This is a genomic window from Paludibacterium flexuosum, assembly GCF_037076605.1.
Classification (GTDB): domain Bacteria; phylum Pseudomonadota; class Gammaproteobacteria; order Burkholderiales; family Chromobacteriaceae; genus Paludibacterium.
In genome coordinates this window covers 190,381-215,644 of record NZ_AP029060.1, presented here as the reverse complement: position 1 = coordinate 215,644, position 25,264 = coordinate 190,381, and the positions used below count along the sequence as shown (strand labels likewise).

Below are 25,264 nucleotides of genomic sequence, written 5' to 3'. Positions count from 1 at the left end.
CCATACCGGATGATGGCGCAATTGAAGATTGCGCCCTACGGATGAGCGCATTTTCGACCGGTGCATTCACGTAGGGTGCATTCGCGTAGGGTGCATTCACGTAGGGTGCATTCGCCGGAGGCAATGCGCCGATGCAATGCACCAATGCAATGCACCAATGCAATGCACCATTTGCAACTCACTTTTATTTTTCATGAAATTCCACCATGCTGACAGGATATCGCAACCGATGGATTCTCCATGACCACCAGCCTGAAACTGTCAGAACTGATCAGCTCGCTCAGTTACGCCCTCGACATTACCGAAGGGCAGCCTGAAGGCCATTGCATCCGCAGTTGCTGGATTGGCATGCACATCGGTGCCGCAATCGGCCTGGACGAGCAACAAAAGTGGGAGCTCTATTACGCCATCCTGCTGAAAGACCTGGGTTGCAGCAGTAACGCTTCTCGCATTTGCGAGTTGTATTTGACGGATGATCGTCACTTCAAACAAGCGTTCAAAATGGTGGGGGCCAATCTGCCGCAGATGTTGAATTTCGTCTTCAACCATACCGGCACTCATGCCGGCAATTGGCCCCAACGGGTGAAATCCATTCTCAATGTACTGCGGCACGGCAAGCAGATGGCCGATGAGCTGATCAATACCCGCTGCCACCGAGGCGCCGATATTGCCCGGCAGTTGCGCTTCAACGAACAGGTCGCCCGCGGCATTCAGTCGCTGGATGAACACTGGGATGGCTCGGGTCGGCCACTGGGTCTTCAGGGTGAGGCCATCCCGCTCAATGCCCGTATTGCCCTGCTGTCCCAAGTGCTGGATGTGTTCAACATTACCCATGGCCGGGAGGCCGCACTGGCGGAGGTCACGGCGCGAGCCGGGGGCTGGCTGGATCCCGCCCTGGTGAAAGTGGCCCAGGGCCTGGCCAGGGATGACGCGTTCTGGCAGCAGCTGGAGGCCGAGGACATCGATTCGGCAGTGCTGGCGCTGGAACCGGCCCATTGCACGGTGCCACTGGACGAGGACTATCTGGACGAAATCGCCGATGGCTTTGGCCGGGTGGTCGACTCGAAAAGCCCATTTACCGCGGGTCACAGCCAGCGAGTAGGCCATTACGCCGACTGCATCGCCGCCGAGCTGGGCATGGACGAGACGCGTCGGCGGTGGCTGAAGCGCGGCGCCCTGCTGCATGACGTCGGCAAGCTGGGGGTCAGCAACACTATCCTCGACAAGCCCGGACGACTGGATGCGGAAGAATGGGCGGCAGTACAGCGTCACGCCGGCTTTACCGAAGATATCCTGCGGCGTATCACCCAGTTTGCCGAACTGGCCCAAGTGGCGGGTGCCCATCACGAAAAGCTGGATGGCAGCGGATATCCCAAAGGGCTAAAGGCGGCACAGATCGCGCTGGAAACCCGCATTATCACCACCGCCGATATCTTTGACGCCATCAACGCCGAACGGCCCTACCACCCGGCCACCCCGGTCGACAAAACACTAGAGATCATGCGATCCAACCTGAACAGCGCCATCGATCCGGTTTGTTTTGACGCGCTGGAAACCGTCCTGAGACAGGAAGGCGCATTAGCCGCATAAGGTGCATTCACGTAGGGTGCATTCACGTAGGGTGCATTCGCGTAGGGTGCATTCGCGTAGGGTGCATTCGCGTAGGGTGCATTCGCGTAGGGTGCATTCGCCGGAGGCAATGCACCAATGCAATGCACCGATGCCATGCGCCAATGCCATACCGGATGATGGCGCAATTGAAGATTGCGCCCTACGAATGGGCGCATTGTCGACCGGTGCATACGCGCAGGGTGCATTCGCGTAGGGTGCATTCGCCGGAGGCAATGCACCGATGCCATGCGCCAATGCCATACCGGATGATGGCGCAATTGAAGATTGCGCCCTACGGATGAGCGCATTTTCGACCGGTGCATACGCGTAGGGTGCATTCGCGTAGGGTGCATTCGCCGGAGGCAATGCACCAATGCAATGCACCGATGCAATGCACCGATGCCATACCGGATGATGGCGCACTTGAAGAGTGCGCCTTACAAGAGTGCGCCTTACAAGAGCACGCCCTACAAGCATGCGCCCTCACCGGTTGCCGCCAGCTTCGCCATCACCGCATTCATCAAGGCCTGCCCCACCCCGAGTGTCATGATCGACTCGGGGTGGAACTGCACGGCGGCCAGCGGCAGCTGGTGGTGCTCAATGGCCATGATCACACCATCCTCGCTGCGGGCAGTGACCTGCAGGCAGGTCGGCAAGTGTGCCGGGTCGGCATACAGCGAATGGTAGCGCCCCACCTCGAAGCGCTCTGGCAAGTCCGCTAGCAGGCGGCCGCCCAGCCGGCTGACCGGCGAGGGCTTGCCGTGCACCGGCAGCGGCAACTGGCCCAGCCGACCTCCGAAATACTCCACCATGCCCTGCAGACCAAGGCAGACACCAAACACCGGAATCGACAGGCCGATCAGGATTTCCAGTGTCTGGCGCATGGCAAAGTCCTCCGGTCTGCCCGGCCCCGGCGACAACAGCACCAGGTCGGGACGCAGGCCCTGGGCCAGTTGCTGACGAGCCAGCGGCGCACGCAGGGTGTGCACTTCGGCGCCGGACACACGCAGGTAGCCGGCCAGGGTATGCACGAAGGAATCTTCATGATCGATCAGCAGTACCTGCTTGCCGGCACCCGGCAGGGACACCGCCCCGGTCGCGAGACTGGCGGTGACGGCAGGACGCAGGATGGCACGCTGGGCCGAGGCCTTGAGGTGGCACTCGGCGTCCTCCGCCGCGGCATCACTGTCGTACAGCAATGTGGCTCCGGCACGTACTTCGGCCACACCATCCTTGAGGCGCAGGGTACGCAGCGTCAGGCCGGTGTTCATGTTGCCGTCGAAGGTCAGGCGTCCGATGGCACCACCGTACCAGCGGCGGGGCGAGTGTTCGTGGGCCTCGATGAAGGCAATGGCCGAGCGCTTGGGGGCACCGGTGACGGTCACGGCCCAGGCATGGCTGAGAAAGGCATCCAGCGCGTCGAACTCTGGGCGCAGCAGGCCTTCGACGTGATCGACGGTATGGATCAGGCGCGAGTACATCTCGATCTGACGCCGACCGATGACGCGCACCGAGCCCGGCTGACAAACGCGTGACTTGTCGTTGCGATCAACGTCGGTACACATGGTGAGCTCCGACTCGTCCTTGCCGGAGTTGAGCAAGGTACGAATCTGGGCGGCATCTTGCAGGGCGTCCTGACCACGGGCAATGGTCCCGCTGATCGGACAGGTCTCGACACGCTGGCCTTCGACGCGCACAAACATCTCCGGCGAGGCCGCGACCAGAAACTCGCCCTCCCCCAGGTTCATCAGGGCGCCATACGGTGCCGGGTTGCTGGCCTGCAGCCGGTCGAACAGCACGCCGGGCTGTTCGCTGCAGGGCTCGGCAAACAATTGGCCCAGCACCACTTCAAACAGATCGCCGCGGGCAAAGGCCTGTCGTGCGCGTTCGACCTGGGCAGCATATTCGCCGGGGGCATGGTCGCAGGCCGCCGGGGTCTGGCTGGCCAGGGAGTGGTACGGGGCAGCGGCCCCCAGGCGCGGCAGGCCGTGGGTGCGCCCCCCCTGCAGGCTGAAGTCATAACGCACGGTACGGGCACGTTGTTGCATGTGGTCCACCAGCAGCAGTTCGTCGGGCAGATACAGGACCAGATCGCGCTGATCATCAGCCCGGGGCAAGCGCAGCGTCATCGGCTCGAACTGGAACACCAGGTCGTAGCCGAAGGCCCCATACAGACCGAGATCACTGTCTTGCGGGCTGGCGAACAGACGGCTCAGGGCGCGCACCAGACTGAAAGCCGAGGGTTGCCGGCTGCGCAGCTCTTCGCTGAAATCCTCGCCGGCCGGCAGAATCTGGCCACTCAGCGTCTGCTCGTCTTGCTGCAACTGACTCAGCGCCGGCTCATCTGCCAGCATGGCAGCCAGCCCGGGCAGCAGAGCCTGACCACGCGCGTTGAGGGCCTCAAGACGAAAAGTTCTGCCACGGGTGGTCAGCACCAGAGGCGGATTAACGAAACCCATATCCCAGCGGGTGTAACGCCCGGGAAATTCAAAGCGGGAAGAGAACCAGACACCACGCGACTGATTCAGCGCCTCGACCAGCGCGCGGCCCGCCTGTGGGTAGGCACATTCTTCGGTCTGGCGCAGCACTTCGATGCCGCCCTGGGTGCAGTAACTGACTTCTTGCATGAGTTTCTCCGGGGTTGGCGCCCGGAGATTTCGGCGGGGGACAGGCAAGACAAAGCCGCTCGAAACTTCCGGGCGGCTTGGTTGGGTTTCAGACACAGGCAGGCCGCTCGATCAGTCGAGCCACCACCAGCCTTGTGTAAGAAATTTGCTATTCATGCGGAATAATCTATCAGGGCATGCCCTGCTGGTAAAGAGGTATTTTCCGATCCCTCATTCGGCACGCGGCGCCGTGACACTGTCGAGCAACGTGTAGCCACGCGCCTTCAGGGCAGCAGCGAATTCGGCCAGCGCCATTTCGGCCAGGGCGGCCTTGCCGTTGAAGCCGAATTCGATGTGCATCTGGCTGATGCGCTGGTTGCCGAAACTGGGCAGGCTGGACAGGCGCAGCGCCGGGTAACGGCGGACGAAATCCTGCATCAGGTCGATCAGATCGCCTTCACGCGCCTCGAGGGCAATCAGGGTGCGGTCAACATCCGGCTGGTCACTGAACAGGTGGCGGTAATCACGATCCAGAACGGACTCGATCATCGGCCAGGCCATGGCCGGAAAGCCCGGCACGAAGTGAACGTCCGCGACCGAGAAGCCGGGCACCTGATTGACCGGATTGAGGATCAGCCGCGCGCCTTGCGGAAAGTACCCCATCTGGATGCGGTGCGGGTAGGCATCGGCACCGAAGCGCTGCTCCAGCAGGATTTTGGCCTCGGGATGCAACTCAAGCGGCTGGCCGCAGGCGGCAGCGGCACAGGCGCGGGTGAAGTCGTCCGGGGTGGCGCCAATGCCGCCGAAGCTGAACACCAGGTCGCCGCTGCCGAAGGCGCGTGTCAGGGCGGCCTGAATGCGCAGCGGATCGTCGCCAAGGTAATCGGCCCAGGCGAGTTTCATGCCACGGGCGGCGAGGAGGCGGATCAGGGCAGGCAGATGCTTATCGCTGCGTTTGCCGGACAATAATTCGTCACCGATGATGATGGCACCGACATCCATGAGACGCTCCCTGAGTATATTTGAATGGCTGATGCTACTCGCCTGCCCCATTGGCATGCAAATTCATCCAGGCGATGCCGACCCACTCGCGCAGCGCAATCCAGCTCTGTCGCTGGGCAGTACCGCTGGGCAACCAGTTGATCAGGGCACTGGGAGACGGATGGCTCAAGCCTGTCGGTGCCGACAGCACGTCAAACCCCTGGCGCACAAACAGGGCGCGTGCCCGGCGCAGGTGCCAGGCATTGGAGACCAGCGCGATACGCTGCACGCCGGCCGCCTTAAGCAAGGGAGCGCTGTAGCGGGCATTCTCTTCGGTGGTGTTGGCACGGCTCTCTGCCCAGCGTACGTCGAGGTGGTAGTCACGCTGCAGGGTTCGGGCCATCACGACAGCCTCGGGTTCGCCACCCAGCGGCGAACCGCCGGTCACCAGCAGCGGCTTGCCGAGTTGCTTGGCCAGCCAGCTGGCATAGCGCACACGCAGCAACGAGTCGGACGAGAGCTCTTCATCACCGTACTCGGGCGCGAAGTCTTTGCCACCGCCGAGGACCACGATGGCATCAATGGTCTGCAGGGCGCCGGGTGACGCCACCACCGGTTCCAGCGGGCGGGTCAGCCACCAGGCCACTTGCGGGGTCGCCAGCAGGTAAATGCCGGCCAGGGCCAGGCCCACCAGCCAGCGGCGCCTGAACCACAGCCCGAGCAGGGCCAGCCAGAGGAGGCACAGGGGCGGGAGTAAAAGAGCCCCGGCGGCCTGATGGATCAGGACGACGGGGCTGAACGTTGCGCTCATTGCTTGCTTACTACCCTACTCACCGAGATAGGCGTTGCGCACGCGCTCATCGTCGAGCAGCTCGCGGGCATCGCCACCGATGGTGATCTTGCCACTTTCCATGACATAGCCGCGCTGACTGACTTCCAGCGCCAGGCGGGCGTTCTGCTCCACCAGCAGCATGGTGACCCCTTCGGCCGCCACCATCTGGATGATTTCGAAGATCTTTTGCACGATGATCGGTGCCAGCCCCATGGAAGGCTCATCCAGCAGCAACAGCTTCGGCTTGGACAGCATGGCACGTCCCATGGCCACCATCTGCTGCTCACCACCGGACAGGGTGCCCGCCAGCTGCTTGCAACGTTCCTTCAGCCGCGGGAACAGGTCGTAGATGCGAACCAGTTCATCCTGGATCTGCGCTTTGTCGTTACGGATGTAAGCCCCCATCAGCAGGTTTTCTTCGACGGTCAGTTTGGGGAAGATGCCGCGCCCTTCCGGCACCATCACCAGGCCATGCCGCACAAAGTCGTGGGAATGAATGGCGGCACAGTCCTTGCCTTCAAACTCGATGCTGCCGCCACTCTTCTTGACCATGCCGATCAGGGTCTTGAGGGTGGTGGTCTTGCCGGCACCGTTGGCGCCGATCAAAGTGACCAGCTCACCCTGCTTGATGTGAAAATCGATCCCCTTGACGGCCTGGATGCCGCCGTAGGCCACTTGCAGATTTTTAACTTCCAAGAGATTCATTCTTGTGGCACCCCCAGGTAGGCTTCGATCACTTTCGGGTTCTTGCGTACCTCTTCGGGCACCCCTTCAGCGATGCGCTTGCCATAGTCGAGCACGGCGATGCGATCGCACAGGCCCATCACCAGTTTGACATCGTGCTCGATCAGCAGGATGGTGACGCCGCCGTCACGGATCTTGCTCATCAGTTGCTTGAGGTCGTCGGTTTCGCGCGGGTTCATGCCGGCCGCCGGTTCGTCCAGCGCCAGCAACTTGGGCTCGGTCGCCAGAGCGCGGGCGATTTCCAGCCGGCGCTGGTGGCCGTAGGACAGGTTGCGTGCCCGTTCTTCGGCCACATCGGCGATACCGACATACTCAAGCAGCTCCCAGGCCTTTTCACGAATGGCGGCTTCTTCGGCCCGGGTGCGCGGATCACGCAGCACCGCGCCCAGCGCACCGGCACGGCTCTTGATATGGCGGCCCACCATGACGTTTTCCAGTGCGGTCATTTCGGCAAACAGCCGGATGTTCTGGAAGGTACGGGCAATACCGGCTGCTACCACTTTGTGCGGCTTGGCGCGGAACAGGTCATGGCCGTCGAAGTCGAACTTGCCTTCGTCGGGCATGTACAGGCCGGTCAGTACGTTGAACAGTGTGGTCTTGCCGGCGCCGTTCGGGCCAATCAGGCCGTAGATCGCACCGCGAGGAATTTCCAGGCTGACGCCGGACAGGGCGTGCAGACCACCGAATCGTTTGTTGATGCCTTCAATTTTCAGCAAAGCTTCTGCCATGATTTACCCCTTCTGTACCCTGGCCTTGGCCTTGGCATCGGAAAACTCGAGTGCGCGGCGCTTGGAAGGCCACATCCCGGCCGGACGTACCAGCATCATCACCACCAGTGCCAGACCAAACAGCAATTGGCGGGCATTTTCCGGATCGACGATCATGCGTCCGAAGGTATTCATTTGCAGCGGTCCGATGGTATCGCGCAGGATTTCCGGCGCGATGGTCAGCACCACGGCCCCCAGTACCACACCCGGGATATGCCCCATGCCGCCCAGCACCACCATGGCCAGAATCATGATCGATTCCATCAGGCCGAAGGATTCGGGCGAAATGAAGCCCTGGAACGAGGCAAACAGGCCGCCGGCGATACCGCCGGACAAGGCGCCGAGGGCAAAGGCCAGCAGCTTGATGTTGCGGATGTTGATACCCATCGCGGCGGCGGCCACGTCGTCCTCTCGCAGGGCGACCCAGGCACGACCGATGCGCGAGTGCTGCAGGCGGGTGGCCATGATGACCACGGCGACCGACAGGAACAGGAACAGATAGTAGTGCAGGTAAACCACCGGGAAGGACAGGCCGCCGATTTCCAGGGTCTTGCCCAGGGTGAAGCCGCCAAGATGGATCGGGTCGATCAGGTTCACGCCTTGCGGGCCATTGGTGATATTGATCGGCTGGTTGAGGTTATTCATGAAGATACGAATGATCTCACCGAAGCCGAGGGTCACGATGGCCAGGTAGTCACCCTTGAGGCGCAGCACCGGGGTGCCGAGCATCAGGCCGAAGCAGGCGGCAAACACCGCGCCCAGCGGGATGGTGACATAGAACGGCCAGTGCAGGCCGAACTGCGGCGAGCTCATCAGACCATAGCTGTAGGCGCCGACGGCATAGAAGGCGATGTAGCCCATGTCGAGCAGGCCGGCAAAGCCCACCACAATGTTCAGGCCGAGGGCCAGCATGATGTACAGCAGGGCGAAGTCGACGATGCGCACCCAGGAGTTGCCGAGGAAGCCGCCGACCACGAAGGGCAACACGGCCAGCACGATGGCACTGGCGATGTAGATACCCAGCTTGTTGCGAATGGTGTTGTTCATGGTGTTCTCCTGATCAGGCGCGATCGGCCAGTTTTTCACCCAGCAGGCCGGATGGACGGAAGATCAGTACCAGGATCAGGACGACGAAGGCGAAGACGTCCTGGTAGTTACTGCCCATGAAGCCACCGGTCAGGTCGCCGATATAGCCAGCCCCCAGGCTTTCGATGATGCCGAGCAAAATCCCGCCCAGTACCGCCCCGCCCAGGTTGCCGATGCCGCCCAGCACCGCTGCGGTAAAGGCCTTCATACCGATCATGTAGCCCATGTAGTAGTGAGCCTGATCGTAGTTGGTGGCAACCATCACACCAGCCACGGCGCCGAGGCCGGAGCCGATGACGAAGGTGGCGGAGATGATGCTGTTGACGTTGACGCCCATCAGGCCGGCCACAGCCGGGTTCTGGCTGGTGGCGCGCATGGCGCGGCCAAGCTTGGTTTTCTCGACCATGAGCAGCAGACCGACCATGATCGCCAGGCACAGGGCGATGATCACGATCTGCAACTTGGTGATGCTGGCGCCGAAGATGGAGATGACGTCATGGTTGAGGATGGGCGGGAACGGAATGTAGTTGCGCCCCCAGATCAGGATGGCCACCTGCTGCAAGCAGATAGACAGGCCGATGGCGGTGATCAGCGGCGCCAGTCTCGGCGCGCCCCGCAGCGGCCGGTAGGCAATCCGTTCGATGGTGAAGCCGATCAGCATACAAGCAGGAATGGCGATCAGGAGACCGATGATCACCAGAATCGGTCCCGGCAGATTGATGCCGGCGCCGACCAGTGTGCTGATGACGGTGATGGTCACCATGGCGCCGAACATCACCACTTCGCCGTGGGCGAAGTTGATCAGGCCCATGATCCCGTACACCATGGTGTAGCCGAGGGCAATGAGGGCGTAAATGCTGCCCAGCACCAGCCCGTTGAGGATCTGCTGCAGAAAAATGTCCACGAGGGAAATCTCCTTGTTCTATTTATCCCGGCGGCAGACAGTGTTGTGCACCGTCCTCCGTGTCGGTCTTCCATGTCCTGCAGGGTGGTTTTTTTCCCGTTACCTTGCCCCGCCATCCATGCAATCCGACACTGGCACCGCATGCTGTCGTTTATTGTGTTCTGTCCGACAGTCGTTCGGATTATGCTTGCGCGCTCAATAAACTGTCAATCTTAACAATTGGTTAAATGGCACATTTTTCGAAACTATTTTTGATTTTTGCATGTCTTTGAATTTATTGGATTTTTATCGCACAAAACACCCACATCGCCAGATGTTTTGTATATCAGAAACCATTGATATGAAGACATTTTAAGGGGGCAAAATATCCGCCATTTTGTTGGAAATGGAATAATTCACCCTGTCTGTCACGCCGTTTGGTGCAATCATTGTTCGCAAACGAAAATCCGCCAGAGAACAGATCGGTACAAGATTCGCTTGTATACAAAATACAAGTACACAAAACAAAAGGCCGCACCAAGGTGCGGCCTGCAGATGGAATATTCATGCCTGGAGCATGTCAGCCAGCCATGACGCAGTTATTGCCATGCATCATGTCATCGGGATGTCTCTCAGACATCAACCCGGGGTTTGTGCGCGCGGCGAGAGGCTGACGCAGCGCACTTTGCCCCCCTCCTCCAGGCCCAGTGCGTCGTACTGCACCGCACTGAGCGATACACTGGCTGCGGCGGCATCGCCATAGACCAGGATCGCCCGGAAGCCGGCAAAGTCGGTATTGCACACCAACAACCGTTCCCCTTGCTCAACAGCCTGTTCGACCAGATTCACCGACCTCAGCTGGCTGTCGCGCACGGCGCGGATCTCCCGACGATAGGCCTGTACGGTCGGGCCACCATCAAAGATGTCGACATAGCCCTCGCAGCGGAAGCCTTCAGCACGCAGCATTTCCAGCGCCGGCCGGGTATCAGCATGAGGCTGGCGGATCACCGCCTGGGCCGCATCGGGCAGCATCTCGATATAGATCGGGTGCTTGGGCATCAACTCGGCGACAAAGGTCTTTTCACCCAGGCCGGTGAGGTAATCGGCATGCGAGAAGTCCATCGAGAAGAAGTGGCGCCCCAGTCCCTCCCAGAATGGCGAAGAGCCCCTGGCATCGGAAACGCCGCGCAGCTCGGCCACCACCACGTCGCTGAACAGGTCGGGGAACTGCGCCATGAACAGCAGGCGACTTTTGGACAGCAGGGAACCATTGCGGTTGGCGCGGTACTCCGGATGCATGAACAGGCTGCACAACTCGGAAAAGCCGGTATGGTCGTTGGACAGAAACAGCGCATCGTGGCGCTTGTAGACCCCGAGCTCTTCCGAGGCGTGCACCACGGTACCGATACGGTAGTTGTACCAGGGCGTCTTGAGACCGACGGCGGCTTCCAGGGCGCAAGTGCCGGCAATGGTCCCGCGCACCGTGTCTTCCAGCACGAAGATATAGCCCTGCTCGACCTGGGGCAGTTCTCCGGCGAAGGATTTGACCGAGCGCTCAATGCGCTCGGCCAGGCAATGCTCGTCGGCCGGCAGCGAAGTCATGCCCACACCGGCCTCTTTGGCCAGGGCCATGAAGCGATCCAGATCGCCGCGTGCGATAGGTCGGATGATCATCATGATTGTCTATTCCCGATTTGGCTTTGGCGGGCCCGCCCTGTCTGCGCAGGCCCGACCGGTTTCACCCCAGTTGCAACTCGGCGACGCGGACCCAGGTCCCGGCGCTCACGCCCAGTGCCTCGATGGCATCGGCCTCCAGCTGCACCACGCCGTCCGCCAGCACGCTGGGCGCCAGTGCCGCCACATAATTGGCGCAACGCTCGTTGCTGACCAGGCGCACCTTGGCACCTGCCGGCTGGCTGCCGACCTGCTCGATGCGATACAGCCGTGAGTGCTGCAGGGTGTGCAGGCGGTCAATTTCGGCGGTCAGGACAGCACCGCCGTCGAAGATATCGATGTACTGATCCATTTCGAAGCCCTCGCGCGACAGGATCTGGCAGGTGCGCTCGGAGCGGGGATGAACCTGGCTGATGGCATCCTGTGCATCGTCGGGCAACAAGGGGACATAGATCGGGTAGTTAGGCATCAGCTCGGCAATAAAAGACTTGCTGTGGCTGATGAAGGCCTGTTCGACCTGGGGGAAATCCATGTCGAAGAAAATGCGACCGATGGCATTCCAGAACGGCGACTGACCGGCCTCGTCATGCAAGCCCTGCATCTCGGCAATGATGCGTTTGCCAAATCGCAGGCGCTGGCCGGCAACGAACATCAGCCGGGCACGCGACAGCAGCTCGGCGCCCAGCTGATTGAACTGCGGATCAACGTGGAAGCCGCACAGCTGCACCATGCCGGTCAGATCGTGACACAGATTGAGCACATGCACGCGGTTATGCACGCGCAAGGTTCTGGAGGCATGCACGAAGATCTCGTTGCGGTAGCTGTAGAAAGGCTCATCAAAGCCCGCCGCCGAAGCCAGGGCGGCGGTACCGACGACCTGGCCATCGTTCTCCAGCACAAAGGCGTAGTACTCGTAGCCGGCGCCGGCAGTGGCCTCGTGCTCGAAGGACGAGACCGAGCGCTGAATACGATCAAACAGCCGATCGCGGTCGGCCGGCAAGCTGGTCACGCCGATACCACTGTCGTAGGCCAGACGTTCAATGACCGGCAAATCCGCGATGCGGACAGGTCGGACGGTCAGCATGGTGTCACTCCCGTTACGTTCTGGCAGCGGACTCGCGTCCGCGCCAGGATTGGACCCAGTTCAAAGTCGATATGCCATGCCCGCCGGGCGGGCACTTACAGCAAGCTATCCAGTGCGGCAGTCAGGCGTTGCAGCCCCTGCTCGATGTCCTGTGCTTCGATCAGCAAAGAGGGGGCGAAACGCAGCACGCCAGGGCCAGCCTGCAACAGCATCAGCCCCTGCTTCTCCGCGGCGGTCAGCACATCCCGGGCACGACCGGCCAGCGGGCCTTGCAGTTCGCACCCCAGCAGCAGGCCCTTGCCGCGGATATCGGCAAACACCTGGCGGGTCTGATTGAGGGCCTGCAGCCCGGCCAGCAGTTGCTGGTGACGCGCCCTGACCCCGGCCAGCACTTCGGGACGGCTGATGATGCCGACGGCACACAGCGCCACGGCGCTGGCCAGCGGGTTGCCGCCATAAGTGGTCCCGTGGGTGCCGGGGGTAAAGCTGGCGGCAACGTGCGCGCGGGTCAGCATGGCACCAATGGGGAAGCCGCCACCCAGCGCCTTGGCCGAGGTCAGGATGTCCGGGGTGATGCCGTAGTCCATGTAGGCATACAGCGAACCGGTGCGCCCCATGCCGCTTTGCACCTCGTCGAAGACCAGCAGGGCCTGATGGCGATCACACAGCTCGCGTGCAGCCTGCAGATAGGCCGGATCGGCCGGCACAACCCCACCCTCCCCCTGAATCGGTTCGATGATCACGGCACAGACATCATCGCCCATGGCGGCAGCCAGAGCGGCGATGTCGTTGTAAGGAACATGATCAATGGCAGGCGGCAGAGGGGCGAAACCTTCGCGGTATTTGGCCTGACCGCCGACGCTGACGGTAAACAGGGTGCGCCCGTGGAAACTGTTGAGGCAGGCAATGATGCGCTGCTTGTGGCTGTGCCCCTGGTCGCAGGCGTACTTGCGCGCCAGCTTGAGTGCCGCTTCATTGGCTTCGGCACCGGAATTGCAGAAAAACGCGCGATCGGCAAAGGTCAGCCCGGTCAGCAAGGCGGCCAGTCGCAGCACGGGCTCATTGGTAAACAGATTGGAGATATGCCACAGCTTGCCGGCCTGCTCGGTCAGCGCAGCCACCATTTCAGGATGACAGTGACCCAGCGCGTTGACGGCGATCCCGCCGGCAAAGTCGATATACTCCCGCCCCTCCTGGTCCCACACGCGCGAACCGCTACCTCGCACCGGCACAAAGCCGGCCGGAGCGTAAGACGGGACCATTACCTGGTCGAACGTGGCGCGTGAAACTGTCTGGGTCATGGATCATCCTTTATGGCTAAAGTCAGTCAGGGAGAAGATGGCATGCAGACGGAATGAGCGCCTGCAGCCACTCATTTTAACCCCGATGCAGGAAAAAAGGCCGCTCGCGAGAGGATTTTTCCGGAGAACAGCAAACAGAAGGGGGCCCGGTCTTTCATTGTGCTTGCCATGCACAATGAAAGACCGGGCCCCCTGGATGACGACTTGATCAGAACTGGTGAGTCATGCCGAAGCGCACGCCATTGACGGCATTGCCATAGGCCTGTTGCCCCCAGAAGGTCTGGGCCTGCAGGCGGGTGGCCTTGTCCATGCTGTAATTCACCGTCAGCTCGCTGTGCAGACGAGTGCGCTTGGCATCGTCGGCGTTGCTCTGGTAACGGCCCAGCACATCGATATCAGCAGCAAACTGGCTGTCGGCACGATTCAGGTCATGGTCCACGCCAAGGTTGGTGCTCAGGCTCCACTTGTCGCCGAACGGATGCTCGGTGCGCAGGCCGAGGACGGCAGCCGTCGCACGACGCTGGAAGGCGTCGTAGCCGGCGAGGAATTCACCGCCGCTGGCTTCGTCATAGGCCGAACGCTCGATCGAGGTGTATTGCAGACCACCGTAGGGGGCCAGCGAGCCGGCGCCATGGCGCAGGCGATAGCTGGCCAGCAGGCTGGCGGCCTTGCCGGTCAGGCGGGCGCTGCCGGTGCCGGCTTCGGTGTTCTCCGCCAGATCACGGGTCATGTCCAGATCCAGACGGCTCCAGGCCAGCGCCATACGGGCCGAGAAGCCTTCGCCATCACGCTGTTGCTGGAAGTTGGCATAGGCACCAAGGGACGGGATGGTATTGCCGTGGGTCTGGTACTGCCCCGGCAGCGTTTGCTGCAGGCTGCTGTCGACGCTCATGCCCAGCTGCCACTGACTGTCGAGACGGTAGCCCAGCGTCGCCAGACCATCGCTCACCTGCTCGCCATTGCCCCCACGGTAGCCGCCCTGGATGCCCAGGCACAGCTGGCCGATCACTTCACTGCCACAACCACTGCCCAGCAAGCCGTCCAGCTGGCTGGCCGCGGTATCGAGCAGCACTTGCTGGCGCTGGGCGCTGGTGCCCATGGCGCTCAGGGTGTTGTCGACGTCGATCATGTGGCCGCCACCCGAGGATGGATCGGTAGCCGATGCCTTCCAGACGAACATGTGGCTGTCGCCACCGGCGGTGGTGGAGGTACCGCTGACGATACGACCATCATCCGACACCGCGAGCGCGGTAGACGTATCGCCACCCAGGGTGCCCAGGTCGTTCATGGTCGCGCCGTCAACCGAGCGGAAGGCATGAACCGTACCGGCGCCAGTATCACTGTAGCCGACGACGGTGCTGCCATCGTGCGAGATCGCTGTGGCTTCAGAGTTGGTGCCACCCAGGGTACCCAGATCCTGCATCAGCAGGGTGCTGTCATAGCGATAGGCGTGCTTGCTGCCATCAGCCATCTCGGAGGTGCCGGTCATCTGGTTGCCCGTTCCGGACATGCCGACGAAGGTGACGTTATCGCCGCCCAGGGTGCCGATATCTTCCATCGGACCAGAGCCATCTATCCTGAAGACATGGTTATTACCAAATGCATCGTCAGATTCGCCGGCAATAACGTAGTTACCGCTAAAGCCATCCGAGACCGCCATGGCGGTCGAGTTGGTTCCACCCAGCGTCCCCAGATCACGCCATGCGCCGTAGCTGGTAGGACTGTAAGGGATGGCCACGGTAGCGTGCGTGGCAGAGGAGGCAACGGTCGCATCACCGACAATCATATTGCCATCCGCCGCTACGGCATTGACGTGCGAGGCCCCGCCCGCCACCAGCGTGCCCATATCCTGAACCGGGGCGCCATTGACCGAATAGAAACCATGCACGGTATCGCCAGGAATGTAGCCCGACCCGACGACGACAGCACCCGTCTTCGAGATACCGCTGACCATCATGGTACTGCCGAATGAACCGAGATCCTCGAAAGCACCGGTGGTGGTATTCACCCGGAAGGCCTTCTCGCGGGCGACGGCATCCAGCCCGGAACCAGCGGCATAGTGTCCGTCATCCGAGAGCACCACATCGGTGACCAGCCCCATGCCGAGCGAGCCAAGATTGCGTACGCCCGTGTCGGCGGTCCAGACAAACAGGCTGTTGTCGGACGGTGCGGTTTCGACGGTGCCCACGATCATCGAACCGTTGCCTGCGATTGCAGTCGGTGTGAGCGGACCATCTGCGCTGGACACATCCGTCATGCTGCCAGCCTGGGCTGCCGTTGCTTGCAACATAGCGCAGGCGGCGGCACAAGCCAGAGCGATTTTGCTTCTTTTGAAAGACATGCTTTCTCCTTGTCAACAAGAGAAAGCATTGTTTTCTGACAGCTGGCTTTACCCTATCAGAGCGCTCCGAAACCCCCCTGACGGCAAGAAAAAACCCGCCAGAACGGGCGGGTTTTTTGTGCGACGGCGAAACGGCTTATTCGCTGGTCTTGAGGCCGAAGGATTCGGCCGTGGCCTGAGCAGCCTTGGCTTCTTCTTCCAGCAGGGCCTTGATCGACAGGCGGATACGGCCGCGATCGTCCTGCTCGATCGCCTTGACGCGTACGACCTGGCCTTCCTTCAGGTAGTCGGACACATTCTTGATGCGCTCGTGAGCGATTTGCGAGATGTGCACCAGACCGTCCTTGCCCGGCAGGATGGAGACGATGGCGCCGACGTTGTTGTCGAGGATCTTGACCACGGTGCCTTCGTAGGCCTTGCCCACTTCGACTTCGACGGTGATTTCTTCGATGCGCTTGCGGGCAGCGTCTGCGCCTTCCTGCGTCACGGAAGCGATGGTGATGGTGCCGTCTTCCTCGATGTTGATCTCGGTACCGGTATCCTTGGTGATCGAACGGATGGTTTCACCACCCTTGCCGATGACTTCGCGGATCTTGTCCGGGTTGATCTTCATGGTGAACAGGCGCGGTGCGTAGGTGGACAGCTCTTGTACACCGCCGACGGCATCCTTCATCAGACCCAGGATGTGCAGGCGGCCTTCCTTGGCCTGGTCGAGCGCGACCTGCATGATTTCCTTGGTGATGCCCTGAATCTTGATGTCCATCTGCAGTGCGGTCACGCCGTTAGCGGTACCGGCCACCTTGAAGTCCATGTCGCCCAGGTGATCTTCGTCACCCAGGATGTCGGTCAGCACGGCGAAGCGGTTGCCTTCGAGGATCAGACCCATGGCGATGCCGGCCACGTGGGCGGTCAGCGGCACACCGGCGGACAGCAGCGACAGGCAGCCACCGCAGACCGAAGCCATCGAGGAGGAGCCGTTGGACTCGGTGATTTCCGAGACCACGCGCATCGAGTAACCGAATTCGGTTTCCGGCGGCAGCACGGCCACCAGGGCGCGCTTGGCCAGACGACCGTGGCCGATTTCACGGCGCTTGGGCGGGCCCATGCGGCCGGCTTCACCGGTGGAGTACGGCGGGAAGTTGTAATGCAGCATGAAGCGTTCGGTGTATTCACCGGCCAGCGCGTCGATGATCTGCTCGTCCTGCTTGGTGCCCAGCGTGGTCACGACCAGGGCCTGGGTTTCACCGCGGGTGAACAGCGCCGAGCCGTGGGTACGCGGCAGCACGCCGGTCTTGATGGCGATCGGACGCACGGTGCGGGTATCGCGACCATCGATACGCGGCTCGCCGGCCAGGATCTGGCCACGAACGATTTCGGCTTCCATCCCCTTGAAGATGCCCTTGATTTCATTGGCCTTCAGGGTGTCGGTTTCTTCGTTGATCAGCGCGGCCTTGACGGCAGCCCAGGCTTCGTCGATGGCCTGGGTGCGGGCTTGCTTCTGACGCAGGCGGAAGGCCTCGGCCAGCTTGGCACCGGCGATGTCGCGGATCTGGGCCACCAGGGCTTCGTCACGCGCTGCCGGCTGCCAGTCCCACATCACCGGGTTGACTTCGTCAGCGAATTCGTTGATGGCGCGGATGGCGGTCTGCATCTGCTCGTGACCGAAGACCACGGCCCCCAGCATGACGGCCTCAGGCAGTTCCTTGGCTTCGGATTCAACCATCAGCACGGCACGTTCGGTACCGGCGACCACCAGATCCATTTGCGAGGTTTGCAGTTCGGTCTTGGTCGGGTTGAGCAGGTACTGGCCATCGGCATAACCGACGCGTACGGCACCGATCGGGCCGTTGAACGGCAGGCCGGAGATGGCCAGGGCAGCGGAAGCACCGATCATCGCCGGGATGTCGGAATCCACTTCGGGGTTCAGCGACAGGACGGTGGCGACGATCTGCACGTCATGGTAGAAGCCTTCCGGGAACAGCGGACGGATCGGACGGTCGATCAGGCGGCTGGTCAGGACTTCCTTCTCGGACTGCTTGCCTTCGCGCTTGAAGAAGCCGCCCGGAATCTTGCCGGCAGCGTAGGTTCGCTCGAGGTAGTCAACGGTCAGCGGGAAGAAGTCCTGGCCCGGCTTGACGTTCTTGGAGCCGACCACGGCCACCATGACGACGGTTTCTTCAACGGAGACGATGACGGCGCCGGAAGCCTGGCGGGCCACTTCACCGGTTTCCAGCTTGACGGTCTGGTTGCCCAGCTGGAAGGTCTTTTCGATTTTCTTGAACACGGCGGTTCCTTTTCTGTTGTGCCTGCGGATCGCGTGGTGCAACGGGAACCCCTAGTGATGACAGCCCGTCAGGACAATCATGACTAGAGGCTCCCCCCGTTGCTGCTTGTGTGACTTGGTTGCGATGCCGCCGGGCGTGAGGGTCAAACCGGCAACAGTTAGAAAAAAGTCGCAGACCAGCTGCGACTTTTTCCTTGCTGCGTATTACTTGCGCAGACCCAGACGGGCAATCAGGGCGCGGTAGGCATCCGCGTCGGTACCCTTCAGGTAATCCAGAAGGCGACGGCGGCGGCTAACCATTTTCAACAGGCCACGACGGCTGTGGTGATCCTTGGTGTTGGCCTTGAAGTGCGGGGTCAGATCGTTGATGCGAGCGGTCAGCAGGGCGATTTGTACTTCGCTCGAGCCGGTGTCGCCTTCCTTGTGCTGGAAGTCTTTAACGATTGCTGCTTTTTGTTCAGCGGTCATTGCCATTACGGTGTTACTCCAATTGCGGTTTGGGGCAGGTGCCCGACAAGCGAGGCGAGCATCGGCAAGCCGAAACCCATCCATGCTTCGTTCACGAAGGGTGCCTTGCGGCGCCCTTCTCATTCGGCGTTGAACGCCATCAGTCTGACTGGTTGCAGCATGCCATCAGCTTGCGCATCGGCCAGACCGAGAAATTTCCGAGTTTCCTGTCGGTAAACCCGGAAGCGCAGCATTGTCTCACACTTTTCGTCAATGCGCACGGCCTGGCCATGACAAAAGCGCGCCGACTGCTTTTCATCCAGCGAAATGGCCGGCAAGTGTTGTACCAGCACGTCAGCAGGCAGCAACAGGGCATCGCGCCCGGGCAGGTCGAGGGCTTCCAGCTGGTCCAGGGTGATGGCGTCTGCCAGCCGGAAACCCGCTGTGGCCGTGCGGCGCAGGCCGGTCAGGTGGGCACCGGCATCGAGGCGCTCGCCGATGTCCTGGGCCAGGGTGCGCACGTAGGTCCCCTTGCTGCAGACCACGTCCATCACCGCTTCGAGACCATCGAAGGATTGCAGGGTCAGGCTGTGAATGGTCACGCGACGGGCCTTGCGCTCGATTTCGACCCCTTCACGGGCATATTCGTACAGCGCCTTGCCCTGGTACTTGAGCGCCGAGTACATCGGCGGCACCTGGTCGATCTCGCCGACAAAAGCCTGCATGGCGGCAAGGAGTTGCTCGCGATCGAAGGTGACGGGCCGTTCGCGCACCACTTCGCCTTCGATGTCGCCGGTGGTGGTCACCTGGCCGAAGCGCACGGTGGCACGGTAGGCCTTGTCGGCATCCAGCAGGTAGGAACAAAACTTGGTGGCCTCGCCGAAGCACAGCGGCAGCAGACCGGTGGCCAGCGGATCGAGCACGCCGGTGTGGCCACCCTTGGCAGCGCTGTACAGCCAGCGGGCCTTCTGCAGCGCACCGTTGCTGCTGATTTCATACGGCTTGTCCAGCAGCAGCACGCCATCGATATTGCGTTTGACGCGACGCACCTGGGTCATTCGGCTTCGCTCTCGCTGTCACCCTCTTCCCGGGCAGGGATGCGGTCTTTTTCGTTGACTTCGTCGATCAGGCGGCTCATGCGCACGCCGCGCTCGATGGAGTCGTCGTAGACGAACTGCAGTTGTGGCGTGGTGAAGATCGACAGGCGACGACCGAGTTCGCCGCGCAGGTAGCCGGCGGCGTGGCGCAGGGCTTCGGCGGTGACCTCGCGGGTCTTTTCGTCCATCACGGTGTAGTAGATCTTGGCGTGCGAATAGTCGCGGGTCACTTCGACGGTGGTCAGGGTGATCCAGCCGGCACGGGGGTCTTTCAGACCTTTTTGCAGCAGCTCGGCCATTTCCTTGCGGATCTGTTCGGCTACGCGATCAGTGCGGGCGAACCCGCGTTTGGCTTTTGCCATGTCACTTCTCCTCAGGCGGCAGGCGCCATACTTGCCCGCCGCGAAAAACAAGGCCCGCCTAACGCTGACGCCAGACGGGCCTTCGGACGTATCGACCGGATTACAGCGTACGTGCCACTTCGACGATTTCGAAGGCTTCCAGTACGTCACCCTCGTGGATGTCGTTGAAGTTCTTCATCATCAGGCCACACTCGTAACCCTGCTTGACTTCCTTCACGTCATCCTTGAAGCGACGCAGCGAGTCGAGTTCGCCCGAGTGGACCACGACGTTGTCGCGGATCAGGCGGTACTGGGCGTGACGCTTGATCAAGCCATCGGTCACCATGCAGCCGGCAATGTTGCCAACCTTGGAGACGTTGATGACCTGACGGATCTCGGCGGTACCCAGGATCTGTTCGCGCTTCTCCGGTGCCAGCATGCCGGACAGGGCTGCCTTCACTTCGTCCACGGCATCGTAAATGATGCTGTAGTAGCGGATATCGACGCCTTCGGCTTCGGCCAGCTTGCGTGCTGCCGCATCGGAGCGGGTGTTGAAGCCGATCACGATGGCCTTGGAGGCAATGGCCAGGTTGATGTCCGATTCGGTGATGCCACCCACGCCGGAGTGCAGGATGTTGACGCGCACTTCGTCGGTGGACAGCTTCTGCAGGCTCTGTGCCAGGGCTTCGTAGGAACCCTGCACGTCGGCCTTGATGATCAGCGACAACGAACGAACTTCGCCTTCGGCCATCTGGGCAAACATGTTTTCCAGCTTGGCAGCCTGCTGCTTGGCCAGACGTACGTCGCGGAACTTGCCCTGACGGAACAGGGCGATTTCGCGCGCCTTCTTTTCGTCGGCCAGTACCATGGCGTCTTCACCGGCGGACGGCACATCGGACAGACCGAGGATTTCGACCGGAATCGAAGGACCGGCTTCATCCACCGACTTGCCGGCTTCGTCGATCATGGCGCGAACGCGACCGAAAGCCGTGCCGGCCAGCAGAATGTCACCCTTCTTCAGGGTGCCGGACTGCACCAGGAAGGTCGCCACCGGACCGCGACCCTTGTCGAGACGGGCCTCGACGATCACGCCCTTGGCCGGCGCATCCTGGGCGGCGGTCAGTTCCAGTACTTCGGCCTGCAGCAGGATGGCTTCCAGCAGCGCATCGATGTTGGTGCCCTGCTTGGCGGACACTTCGATGAACTGGGTATCGCCACCCCAGTCTTCCGGCACGACTTCCTGGGCAACCAGTTCCTGACGGATGCGTTCCGGGTTGGCGCCCTGCTTGTCGATCTTGTTCACCGCCACGACGATCGGCACACCGGCAGCCTTGGCATGGTGAATGGCTTCGATGGTCTGCGGCATCACGCCGTCGTCGGCTGCGACCACCAGGACCACGATGTCCGTCGCCTTGGCACCACGGGCACGCATGGCGGTAAACGCTTCGTGACCCGGGGTGTCGAGGAAGGTGATGACGCCACGCGAGGTTTCGACGTGGTAGGCACCAATGTGCTGGGTAATGCCACCGGCTTCACCGGCAGCCACCTTGGCGCGGCGGATGTAGTCCAGCAGCGAGGTCTTGCCGTGGTCGACGTGACCCATGACGGTCACGACCGGCGGACGCGGCAGCTTGACGACTTCGACCGCGCTGCCTTCGGTGACTTCCAGGAAGGCTTCCGGATCATCGGCCTGGGCAGCCTTGCCCTTGTGGCCCATCTCTTCGACCACGATCAGCGCGGTTTCCTGATCCAGAACCTGGTTGATGGTCACCATCATGCCCATCTTCATCAGGATCTTGATCACTTCGGCAGCCTTGACGGCCATGCGGTGCGCCAGGTCAGCGACGGAAATGGTTTCCGGCACCAGCACTTCATGCACGATCGGCTCGGTCGGCGCCTGGAAGGCATGCTGGCCCTGATGCTTGTTGCGGCCACCCTTCTTGGACTTCCAGTCGTTGCTGGCATCACCGCCACGCACCTTCAGACCGCGACCACCCTTGCTCTTGTCGTCCCAGCGGTCCTTCTTGCCGGCAGAAGCGGGCTTCTTGTCCGGCGAACGCGGACCGGCGCTCGGATTGGCAGGCTGACCGGCAGCAGCCGGTGCGGCGCCGGCCGGGCGCGGAGCGCCGCTGCGCGGGCCGTTGTTCTGACCCGGACGGGCACCGCCAGGGGCGCCCTGGCCTGCCGGACGGGCCGGACGGGCAGCGTCGGTACGGCGCGGCTCGGCGCCGGCTTCGGCGGCAGGACGAGCAGCAACCGGCGCGGGCGCGGCGGCCTGCTGTTGCGCCTGACGGGCCGCCGCAGCACGGCGCTCTTCACGCTCGATTTTTTCTTTCATCAGCGCAGCCTGACGCTCACGGAAAGCGATCTGGCGCTTCTCTTCCGCTTCACGGGCAGCGATTTCTTCCGGCGACAGGATGGATGCCGGGGTCGGACGGACTGCGCGCACCGGCTCGGCGGGGGTTTCCGCCTTGGGCTCGGGCTTTGGCTCCGGCTTCGGTTCCGGCTTGGGCTCAACCTTGGGCTCCGGCTTCGGTTCCGGCTTCGGTTCGGGCTTGGGCTCCGGCTTCGGCTCGGGTTTCGGTTCCGGCTTGGCCTCGGCAACCGGTGCGGCGGCAACGGCGGCAGCCGGTGCGACCGGCTCGGCTTCTTCCGGACGGACGACCACGCGCTTCTTGCGGGTCTCGACCTTGACGGTCCCGCCAGCGGTACGGATTTCGCTGGTCTGCTTGCGTGTCACGGTGATGCGGCTTTCGTCGCGCACACCATGGGAGCGCTTGAGGTAATCCAGCAGCTGTGTCTTGTCTTTTTCCGTCAGGGTTGCGTCCAGCGAACGGTCACCCACCCCGGCTGCGCGCAGTTGTTCCTGCAGGCGCTCGGGGGTCAGACCCAGTTCACTGGCAAATTGCTTTACATTCGTCAATACCATGCGTTTTCCCAAATTCGTCGGTTGCTAACTGAAACCCGGCACTCATTCAAACCAGTGCTCGCGCGCCTTCATGATGATTGCGCGTGCGGTTTCAGCCTCCATGCCAGTCATGTCTACGAGATCATCCACGGCAAGGTCAGCGAGATCGTCGCGGGTGTTCACGCCATTATCGGCCAGCTTCTGCAGATGCTCTGCGCTCAGCCCTTCGAAATCCTGCAAGCCTGCCAGACCGGATTCGGCCTTCTCTTCCGAGGCGATGGCCTGATTGAGCAGGGCATCACGGGCACGGCTTCTGAGATCGTTGACGAGCGTTTCGTCAAAGCCTTCGATCTCCAGCATTTCGGCGATTGGCACATAGGCCACTTCTTCCAGGGTGGCAAACCCTTCCTGCACCAGGACTGCGGCGGTGTCGTCATCGACACCCAGATTCTTGACGAAGAGTTCTCGCAATGCAGCATCCTCCTCCAGATGCTTCTCTTCGGCTTCGGCCACGGTCATGATATTCAGATACCAGCCGGTCAGTTCGGCTGCCAGGCGCACGTTCTGGCCACTGCGGCCAATGGCGAGCGCCAGTTGATCTTCCTCGACCACCACATCCATGGCGTGATTGTCTTCGTCGATCAGAATACGGTTCACTTCGGCAGGCGACAGGGCATTGATGACAAACTGTGCCGGCTCAGGGGCCCACAGCACGATGTCAACACGCTCGCCAGCCAGTTCCTGCGTCACCGACTGCACGCGCGAACCGCGCATGCCGATGCAGGTACCCTGCGGGTCGATCCGCGGGTCGTTGGCCTTGACGGCGATCTTGGCGCGCATGCCCGGGTCGCGGGCGGCTTCCTTGATTTCCAGCAGGCCTTCTTCGATTTCCGGCACTTCCAGCTCGAACAGCTTGACCAGGAATTCGCGGGCGGTACGCGACAGCACCAGCTGCGGGCCGCGACCCAGACGGTCGATACGCAGCAGGAAGGCCTTGACGCGGTCACCGACACGCAGGTTTTCCTTGGGGATCATCTGCTCGCGCGGCAGCACGGCTTCCAGCTTGCCGCACTCGATGATGGCGTTGCCACGTTCGATACGCTTGACGGTACCGGTCACCAGGTGCTCGCGGCGTTGCAGGAAGTCATTGAGCAGTTGCTCGCGTTCGGCATCGCGGATTTTTTGCAGGATGACCTGCTTGGCGGTCTGGGCACCGATACGGCCGAACTCGACGGCTTCCATCGGTTCTTCGATCACGGCACCGACTTCCAGCTTCGGGTCACGCGCCTGGGCATCCGTCAGCGACAGTTCGCGGCTGTCGAATTCCAGCAGCTCGTCCTCAACCACCGTCCAGCGGCGGAAGGATTGATGCTGGCCGGTATGGCGATCGATTTCGACGCGCACATCAATCTCGTCATCGGCAAACTTTTTCTTGGTGGCCGAAGCCAGCGCCGATTCCAGCGCAGAAAACACCACGTCCTTGCTAACGTTCTTTTCGCTCGCCAGCGCATCTACCAGCAACAAAATCTCGCGACTCATGCAATCCTCCGGAATTCTTGTCTTGTTCGTGGCCCAGTGCCGTCCAGATCTTTAGAACTCAGGCTCCAGCCTGGCCTTGTCGATGTTGGCGAACGGAATTTCCACGATGCGGCCTTCTACCTCCAGCTTGAGGACACCGTCCTCGAAGCCGGACAGTCGGCCGAGAAATTTCTTTTGCTGCTCGATCGGCATGCGCAGCTTGATCTTGGCAAGCTGCCCGGTGAAGCGCACGAAATCGGCTTCCTTCTTCAGGGGGCGATCCAGCCCCGGCGAAGAAACCTCCAGCCGGTCGTAATCCACCTCTTCCACCATGAACAGGCGGGTCAGGTGATTGCTGACCGTCACGCAGTCTTCAACGGTGATGCCACCGGGCTTGTCGATAAATACCCGCATGCCACCACCCGGTGCCAGCTCGAGATCAACCAGTTCGTAGCCCATGCCCGGCAACGTATTTTCCAGCAGCAAACGCACATCCATTGCTTTTCCCACAAATAAAAAATGGGCGAATCGCCCATCCATAATCGCCGGGATTGTAACGCATTTCGGCCAAAAAGGAAACCGAGTCGCTATTACTTCCGACTACCCCATATTCATCAATTTTGACGCAAGATAATCCCTTATGTAAATTAGCAGCGCGAATGTCATAAACATAGCCATAACCATAATACGCAAACAACGCCGAGACGACGCCAGCAGCCACACGCAGCGGCATGCCCGTGCGCGCTCGCAGCACGACGG

The 25,264-nt window shown here is 61.5% G+C and carries 20 protein-coding genes; 1 reads left to right on the top strand and 19 read right to left on the bottom strand.

All coding sequences use genetic code 11. The features are described 5' to 3' along the window. The first annotated feature begins 240 nt into the window (after window positions 1-240). Entirely contained in the window at window positions 241-1,590 is a 1,350-nt protein-coding gene (locus AACH39_RS00935; RefSeq protein WP_215776675.1) for an HD-GYP domain-containing protein, read from the top strand. Between the two features lie 488 nt (window positions 1,591-2,078). On the opposite strand, the gene AACH39_RS00930 is transcribed toward AACH39_RS00935, so the two are convergent. The 19 genes from AACH39_RS00930 to AACH39_RS00840 form a co-directional block, all read right to left on the bottom strand. Then, on the bottom strand, window positions 2,079-4,238 hold the full coding sequence (locus AACH39_RS00930; protein WP_338620699.1) for an anthranilate synthase component I: 2,160 nt from the start codon (window positions 4,236-4,238) through the stop codon (window positions 2,079-2,081). A gap of 210 nt (window positions 4,239-4,448) precedes the next feature. Next, window positions 4,449-5,219 carry a molybdopterin-binding protein gene (locus AACH39_RS00925; protein WP_215776678.1) on the bottom strand — a complete coding sequence of 257 codons (771 nt, stop codon included), beginning with the start codon at window positions 5,217-5,219 and terminating at the stop codon, window positions 4,449-4,451. Window positions 5,220-5,253: 34 nt separating this feature from the next. After that, the gene (locus tag AACH39_RS00920; protein ID WP_215776679.1) at window positions 5,254-6,009 is read right to left on the bottom strand and encodes a YdcF family protein; all 756 of its coding nucleotides are present in this window, start codon (window positions 6,007-6,009) and stop codon (window positions 5,254-5,256) included. A 15-nt stretch (window positions 6,010-6,024) separates the two neighbouring features. Continuing rightward, entirely contained in the window at window positions 6,025-6,735 is a 711-nt protein-coding gene (locus AACH39_RS00915; protein ID WP_215776680.1) for an ABC transporter ATP-binding protein, read from the bottom strand. Beyond that, the gene (locus AACH39_RS00910; protein WP_215776681.1) at window positions 6,732-7,502 is read right to left on the bottom strand and encodes an ABC transporter ATP-binding protein; all 771 of its coding nucleotides are present in this window, start codon (window positions 7,500-7,502) and stop codon (window positions 6,732-6,734) included. The genes AACH39_RS00915 and AACH39_RS00910 overlap by 4 nt, the downstream gene beginning before the upstream one ends. A gap of 3 nt (window positions 7,503-7,505) precedes the next feature. Beyond that, complete coding sequence (locus tag AACH39_RS00905; protein ID WP_215776682.1) at window positions 7,506-8,588, bottom strand: ABC transporter ATP-binding protein; 1,083 nt, start codon at window positions 8,586-8,588, stop codon at window positions 7,506-7,508. A 13-nt stretch (window positions 8,589-8,601) separates the two neighbouring features. After that, window positions 8,602-9,531: a branched-chain amino acid ABC transporter permease gene (locus AACH39_RS00900; protein ID WP_215776683.1), complete on the bottom strand. Its 930-nt coding sequence runs from the start codon at window positions 9,529-9,531 to the stop codon at window positions 8,602-8,604. A 618-nt stretch (window positions 9,532-10,149) separates the two neighbouring features. Beyond that, window positions 10,150-11,187: an arginine N-succinyltransferase gene (gene astA, locus AACH39_RS00895; RefSeq protein ID WP_215776684.1), complete on the bottom strand. Its 1,038-nt coding sequence runs from the start codon at window positions 11,185-11,187 to the stop codon at window positions 10,150-10,152. A gap of 61 nt (window positions 11,188-11,248) precedes the next feature. Then, on the bottom strand, window positions 11,249-12,268 hold the full coding sequence (aruF, locus tag AACH39_RS00890; RefSeq protein ID WP_215776686.1) for an arginine/ornithine succinyltransferase subunit alpha: 1,020 nt from the start codon (window positions 12,266-12,268) through the stop codon (window positions 11,249-11,251). Between the two features lie 95 nt (window positions 12,269-12,363). After that, window positions 12,364-13,569, bottom strand: a complete 1,206-nt coding sequence (locus AACH39_RS00885) for an aspartate aminotransferase family protein (RefSeq protein ID WP_215776688.1) — start codon at window positions 13,567-13,569, stop codon at window positions 12,364-12,366. 208 nt (window positions 13,570-13,777) lie between these two features. Further along, complete coding sequence (locus AACH39_RS00880) at window positions 13,778-15,910, bottom strand: hypothetical protein (protein ID WP_338620698.1); 2,133 nt, start codon at window positions 15,908-15,910, stop codon at window positions 13,778-13,780. A 136-nt stretch (window positions 15,911-16,046) separates the two neighbouring features. Then, window positions 16,047-18,194, bottom strand: a complete 2,148-nt coding sequence (pnp, locus tag AACH39_RS00875; protein ID WP_215776693.1) for a polyribonucleotide nucleotidyltransferase — start codon at window positions 18,192-18,194, stop codon at window positions 16,047-16,049. Window positions 18,195-18,398: 204 nt separating this feature from the next. After that, a complete protein-coding gene (rpsO, locus tag AACH39_RS00870) occupies window positions 18,399-18,668 on the bottom strand; it encodes a 30S ribosomal protein S15 (protein WP_215776695.1) in 270 nt (89 codons plus the stop codon). A gap of 113 nt (window positions 18,669-18,781) precedes the next feature. Next, on the bottom strand, window positions 18,782-19,699 hold the full coding sequence (gene truB, locus AACH39_RS00865) for a tRNA pseudouridine(55) synthase TruB (RefSeq protein WP_338620697.1): 918 nt from the start codon (window positions 19,697-19,699) through the stop codon (window positions 18,782-18,784). Then, window positions 19,696-20,100: a 30S ribosome-binding factor RbfA gene (gene rbfA / locus AACH39_RS00860; RefSeq protein ID WP_215776699.1), complete on the bottom strand. Its 405-nt coding sequence runs from the start codon at window positions 20,098-20,100 to the stop codon at window positions 19,696-19,698. Before rbfA ends, truB begins: the two co-directional genes overlap by 4 nt. Window positions 20,101-20,200: 100 nt before the next feature. Continuing rightward, on the bottom strand, window positions 20,201-23,008 hold the full coding sequence (infB, locus tag AACH39_RS00855; protein ID WP_215776701.1) for a translation initiation factor IF-2: 2,808 nt from the start codon (window positions 23,006-23,008) through the stop codon (window positions 20,201-20,203). A gap of 42 nt (window positions 23,009-23,050) precedes the next feature. Next, window positions 23,051-24,526, bottom strand: coding sequence for a transcription termination factor NusA (gene nusA, locus AACH39_RS00850; RefSeq protein WP_215776703.1), 1,476 nt, complete (start codon window positions 24,524-24,526; stop codon window positions 23,051-23,053). Window positions 24,527-24,577: 51 nt separating this feature from the next. After that, a complete protein-coding gene (rimP, locus tag AACH39_RS00845; protein WP_215776705.1) occupies window positions 24,578-25,003 on the bottom strand; it encodes a ribosome maturation factor RimP in 426 nt (141 codons plus the stop codon). Continuing rightward, window positions 24,945-25,238 carry a hypothetical protein gene (locus tag AACH39_RS00840; RefSeq protein ID WP_215776708.1) on the bottom strand — a complete coding sequence of 98 codons (294 nt, stop codon included), beginning with the start codon at window positions 25,236-25,238 and terminating at the stop codon, window positions 24,945-24,947. Before AACH39_RS00840 ends, rimP begins: the two co-directional genes overlap by 59 nt. Window positions 25,239-25,264 lie beyond the last annotated feature (26 nt).